Origin of the sequence: Actinosynnema sp. NPDC059797, from assembly GCF_042732085.1 — a bacterium.
GTDB lineage: Bacteria > Actinomycetota > Actinomycetes > Mycobacteriales > Pseudonocardiaceae > Actinosynnema.
Genome location: NZ_JBHWIE010000490.1, coordinates 1 through 4,378, shown reverse-complemented (window position 1 = coordinate 4,378; position 4,378 = coordinate 1). Strand labels below are relative to the sequence as shown.

5 protein-coding genes and 1 tRNA gene are annotated in these 4,378 nt (G+C 74.8%); 2 read left to right on the top strand and 4 right to left on the bottom strand.

All coding sequences use genetic code 11. The annotated features are described in order from the left end of the window. Positions 1-615, top strand: a 615-nt coding sequence (locus ACFV4N_RS40375; RefSeq protein ID WP_499677971.1) for a GNAT family N-acetyltransferase, incomplete at its 5' end; no start/stop codon positions are given. Positions 616-683: 68 nt separating this feature from the next. After that, positions 684-1,016 (top strand): hypothetical protein, encoded by a 333-nt coding sequence (locus ACFV4N_RS40370; protein ID WP_499677970.1) that lies wholly within the window; start codon positions 684-686, stop codon positions 1,014-1,016. Positions 1,017-1,086: 70 nt separating this feature from the next. Here ACFV4N_RS40370 and ACFV4N_RS40365 read toward each other — a convergent pair whose 3' ends face one another. From ACFV4N_RS40365 to ACFV4N_RS40350, 4 genes are all read right to left on the bottom strand, one after another. Then, positions 1,087-1,938 carry an alpha/beta fold hydrolase gene (locus tag ACFV4N_RS40365; RefSeq protein ID WP_499677969.1) on the bottom strand — a complete coding sequence of 284 codons (852 nt, stop codon included), beginning with the start codon at positions 1,936-1,938 and terminating at the stop codon, positions 1,087-1,089. A 103-nt stretch (positions 1,939-2,041) separates the two neighbouring features. Continuing rightward, positions 2,042-3,628, bottom strand: a complete 1,587-nt coding sequence (locus ACFV4N_RS40360; protein ID WP_499677968.1) for a vWA domain-containing protein — start codon at positions 3,626-3,628, stop codon at positions 2,042-2,044. A gap of 112 nt (positions 3,629-3,740) precedes the next feature. Next, positions 3,741-3,811: transfer RNA gene (locus tag ACFV4N_RS40355), tRNA-OTHER, on the bottom strand. Between the two features lie 175 nt (positions 3,812-3,986). Beyond that, positions 3,987-4,378: Orn/Lys/Arg family decarboxylase (locus tag ACFV4N_RS40350; protein WP_499677967.1), on the bottom strand; the 392-nt coding region annotated here is incomplete at its 5' end.

Below are 4,378 nucleotides of genomic sequence, written 5' to 3'. Positions count from 1 at the left end.
GACGAGGACCTGGCGCGGCGGCTGGTCGAGGACCTGACCGGGCCGGGGCGCGGCGTGCTGCCGGAAGAGGAGGCGAGCGTCGAGACGCCGGGGGACGCGCTGGTCCGGGAGCTGCTGGCGGAGCGCGGCTGGCGCCCGGGCGAGCCGTGGACGCCGCTGCGCCGCGACCTCGTGGAGCCGGTGGAGGACCCCGGCGTCAGGGTCGAGGTGGTCGGTCCGGGGGGCGCGCGCGAGCGGGCCGAGGTGCAGCGGGCGTCGTTCGAGGGGTCGACGTTCACCGAGGAGCGCTGGCGGGAGATGGCCGCCGGGTCGCCGTACGCCCTGGCCCGGTGCCTGGTCGCCCGGGACGAGCGGGGCGAGGCGGTGGCGGCGGTGACGGTGTGGTCGGCCGGTCCGGGCAGGCCCGGGTTGCTGGAGCCGATGGGCGTGCGCCCGGAGCACCGCGGTCGCGGTCACGGGAGGGCGATCACCGTCGCCGCGGCGGCCGCGCTGCGGGAACTGGGCGCGTCGAGCGCGGTGGTCTGCACCCCGAGCACCAACGTCGCCGCCGTCGCCACCTACGAGTCGGCGGGCTTCCGTCGGCTCCCCGAGATCCACGACCTGCGCCGCCCTTGATCCACGGCCCGGCGGCCGGCGGCCCGTCACCTAACCTGGGCGGTCAACGGATCACGAGGGGGTGGGTGGTGGACGCGCTGCCCGAGGGGACCGCGGTCGTCGCGCGCTGGAGCTTCGTCGCCGACACCGAGCACAGCTGGGTCACCGGCGAGGTGCTGGTGCGCGGCGACGGCGTGCTGCTGCGCCGCTACGGCGGCAGCAGCAGCCGCGGCGGCCGGACGACCTGGCGGTTCCACGCCTGGGAACCGGTGGGCTGGTGGCCCGGCGAGACCGACCCCGACGCCGCGCTGCGCGTGCTCAAAGGACGGGGCTACGACCTGTCCGCGTCCAGCCCGGTGCCGGTGGACGAGGACGAGGCCGGGCCGTTCGACGGCTATCCCGAGGCCGCCACCTACCTCTGAGCGGTCCACCACCGGGCGCCGACCCGGTCGGGCGCCGGAGGAACCCGCGCCCGGACCGGGTTCGGACGACCTACGCCCCCAGCGCCACCACCTGCGCGGCCACCTCCGCCGGCGCCTCCAGCGGCAGCATGTGCCCCGCGTCCTCCACCACCACCGACTCACCGCCCACCACCGCGGCCAGCTCCTTGGCGTTCGACTCGGGCACCAGCCGGTCCTCGTCGCCCACGATGGCGATCACCGGCCGCTCCCCCGCCACGGTCAGCGCGGCCTCCCGGTCGTACCGGTCGACCGCCGGGCGGAACAGGGCGATGGTCTCCGGCCAGTGCGCCCACACCATGTCCGCGGTCAGGTCGACGTCCTCCTGCCGCGGCTCGTCGCCGAACAGCCACCAGCGCAGGCCCGCCGTCTTGGCCGGCTCGATCTTCTCCCGGATGGTGCGCACCAGCGGCCCGAACGCCCGCTCCAGCTCGCGCACCAGCTTGCCCAACGCCTTCGGCCACGCCAGCGACGTCTCGGCCAGGCCGGTCGAGGCGGTGGACACGAACACCACGCCCGCCACCCGCTGCCGGTACAGGCGGGGCCGCCGCTCGGCCATCGCCATCGCCGCCATGCCGCCCATCGAGTGACCGACGACCACCACCCGCCCGTCCGGCACCAGCCGCTCGATCACCTGGCCGAGGTCGTCGCCGAGCTGCTCGATCGTCGCCGTCCCCTTGTCCGCGGGCGACGACGCGCCGTGGCCGCGGTGGTCGTAGGCGATGACCTGCACCGACTCGGGCAGCGCCGCCACCACGCGGTGCCAGCTGCGGTGGTCCAGCGCGTAGCCGTGCGCCAGCACGGCGGTCAGCTCGGCCTCGGGCGGACCGCTGCGCACCACGTTCAGCTCGGCCCCGTCCTCCAGCAGCAACCGCTCGGTCGCCATGCCGCTACCCCTTCCGTCGGCAGTCTTGCTTAACCAACGAGTAGGTAAGCGGTTCGTCACGCCCCGGGCGGCTCCACGTGCGCGGGAGCCGCCCGGGGGCGCTTCAGAACGGCCAGTCGGCGTCGCGGCCCGCCTCGAGCAGCGGCACGGCCCGGAAGGTCGCGTCGGACAGGCCGCCGAACTCGTGCCTGTTCCCGCCGCCGGTGGCGTAGGCCGCCGGGCGGTAGCCGACCAGGTTGAACCCGTACAGCGGCACGTGCCCCGGCACCGCCGCCGAGACCTCCCGGCCACCCGGTCCGGTCACGGTCTGCATGTCGGAGATCACGAACACGCGGTCGTGGCCCCGGTAGGTCGCCCGCAGCGCGCCGGCGACGTCGGTGCCGTGGCCCGCCTCGCCGACCCTGTCCACCAGCCCGGCCACGCCCTTGAGCACCGAGCCGCCCGCCGGGTGCTCGTGGCGGAACACGCCGGTGGCGAACCCGTGCAGGTCCACCCGCTCGCCCTTGGCGGCCAGCGCCACCCCGAACACCGCCGCCGCCTTGACGGCCGTCATCCGGGACCGCTGGGACAGCGCGTTCTGCATGGAGCCCGAGGTGTCGACTAGCACCAGCGACCGCCCCGGCAGCGGTGGCAGGTTCCGCAGCGAGGCCCGGAGAGCCAGGTCCAGCGCGTGACCCCACCGCAGGCTGGGCGCGGTCTCGAAGGCGGACAGGAACCGGAACGGGAACTGCCGCGAGCGCGCGACCTCGCCGGGGTCGGCCAGCCGGGCCGCGACCCGCTCGGCCACCTCGTCGGAGACGCCCGCCTCGTCGAAGTTCCTGAGGTTGCGGAGCAGGGCGGTGTACCCCATGGACGGGATCAGCGCTTCCCACACCTCCTTCGTCATCGGTCCCTGGAGCCAGCCCGCGACCGACTCCCACGTCATGCCCGCGCGCCGCAGCACGTCGGCCGCGCCGGCCGAGGCGAACAGCTCCCGGCGCCGCTCCGCCGGCCACGACATCAGCTCGGCCCGCGCGGTCAGCAGCGGCAGCGCGGCCGGGACGTCGCCGGCGCGGCCGTGCCGCACGTCGAGCGCGTGCCGGAACAGCTCGCCCTGCCAGGCGGCGCGCGGCGAGGGGTGCGCGAGGTCGAGGACGTCGCCGAACCGGAAACCGCGCGCGTCGGAGTCCCACTTGACCAGCGAGCGCTCGTCGTAGAGGCGGCGCGCGGCGTCGGCGATGCCGCGCTTGACCGGCTTGGGCACGGCGCGGCCGTGCGTGGCGGTCCAGTACGCCAGCAGCTCGCCCGGCTCGTCGGCGCGCCGGAGCACGGAGTCCACGACGGCGCGGTTGGCGACGACGCCGGAGGCGCCCGCGTCCAGGCGCGCCTTGACGAACTCGGCCGCGCCGACGAGGGACGCGGTGCGCAGGTTGCCCTCGCCGCGCAGCCAGCTCAGGAAGCGGGCCGTCCACCCGGGGTCGGTGAGCGCGGCGGCGCGGACCAGGTCCGCGTACCGGGTGTCGCGCTCGCCGGAGGTCTCGTAGAAGGTCTCCTCGCCGCCCATGTTCGAGACCGCGAGCAGGAACAGCTCGGATCGGGTGTCGCGCGCGTACCCCGGGCCGCCCTCGTGCGTGCGGCCGGAGGGTCGGGTCGCGGTCGTGACGGGGCTGGTCGGGCCTCGCCGGCGCAGCCGGAAGTTGAACTTGGACATGGCGAAACCCCCCACGGCAGAGCACGGAGGGGAGCGACGGTTCCACACGTGCCCGAGATCCGAGGTCGGCCGAGGTGCAGCTGCTCTGCCGATTGAGCTACGCCGACCTTCCGGCCGGCGGCGGGACTCGAACCCGCAACACGCCCATTACCAGTGGAAGTAACCCCTGCCTGCGCACCGGGCACGTGCGGAACCGCGCGCTCCCGAGATCAAACCGCCCGCGGTGTGGTTTTCGAGTGACAGTCGAAGTAACCGCGGGCTTCGCACCGGGAGTGCGCGTTCACGGTAAACCGACCGGGAAGCACCCGGAAAACGATTTATCGGGTGGACGCGTCCCCGCACCCGACGACGCCCCCGGCTACTCCGTGATGCACGAGATCCAGTACCGGCCGCCTTCGTGGTGCACGCCGTGGGTCTCGCTGGCGAAACCGGGGAACCGCTGGTCGAACGCCTCCAGCACGCGCAGGTAGCGGGGCAGCGGGCCGTCCGCCGAGCCGACGCGCTCGCCGGGCACCAGCACCGGGATGCCGGGCGGCGTGGTCGTGACCTGGGTGGCCACCACGCGGTCGGCCAGGTCGGGCAGGCCGACGAGTTCGGTCTCGCCGCGGATGAAGCGCTGGTAGGCCTCGGCCGGCGTCATCACCGCCGTGGGCGGTTCGGGGCTGGTGAACGCCTCGTTGAGCAGTCGCACGACCTCGCTGTCGGCGAGGGCGTGGTGCATCTCCTCGCACAGCCGCGGCAGCGACAGCC

Coding starts and splice junctions, on each gene's coding strand:
- ACFV4N_RS40360 (WP_499677968.1), bottom strand. CDS start 3,628: ATGTCCAAGTTCAACTTCCGGCTGCGCCGGCGAGGCCCGACCAGCCCC.
- ACFV4N_RS40365 (WP_499677969.1), bottom strand. CDS start 1,938: ATGGCGACCGAGCGGTTGCTGCTGGAGGACGGGGCCGAGCTGAACGTG.